Annotated in this window: 1 protein-coding gene; it reads right to left on the bottom strand. The window is 66.3% G+C overall.

Annotation, left to right across the window (positions count from 1 at the left end; all coding sequences use genetic code 11):
- Positions 1-498: PAS domain-containing protein (locus tag J0A65_RS25605; protein WP_206597026.1), on the bottom strand; the 498-nt coding region annotated here is incomplete at both ends.

A 498-nucleotide genomic window follows, 5' to 3' on the forward strand; every position in this document is an offset into this window, starting at 1 on the left:
CGAACACGGCAGCAGCCTGGCGCAGGCTGTCATCGTTGGCACGTTGCTGGGTGACATCACTGGCAATGCCGATGAAGCGCTGTGGCTGGCCATCCTCGTCGTGCAGCAAGCGGCCGCGCGAGTGGATCCAGCGGTAGCTGCCGTCGGCATGCCGCAGGCGGTAGATGTTTTCGTACTGCTGATCGGTCCACTCGGTACTGAGTGCCTGCATCGCACCCTCACGGTCATCCGGGTGCAGGCGCGCGGCCCAGTCGTCACGGGTATCGCCAAGGGCCTGTGGCGTCAGGCCGAGCAGCGCGGCGTAACCATCGGAGAAGAATACCCGGCGCTTGGACACGTCCCAGTCCCACAGGCCGTCGTGGGTGGCATTGAGGGCCAGGCGCAGGCGTTCCTCGTTGCTCGCCAGCTCCAGCCGTGCGCGGCGATGCCGCTGGGCGTGGCGGTACAGCACCAGGTAGAGCAGGGCGCTGGTCAGCAGGACGAAGAACAGTCCCTTGA

The sequence above is a fragment of the Bowmanella yangjiangensis genome (assembly GCF_017255015.1).
In the GTDB taxonomy this organism is placed as follows: domain Bacteria; phylum Pseudomonadota; class Gammaproteobacteria; order Enterobacterales; family Alteromonadaceae; genus Bowmanella; species Bowmanella yangjiangensis.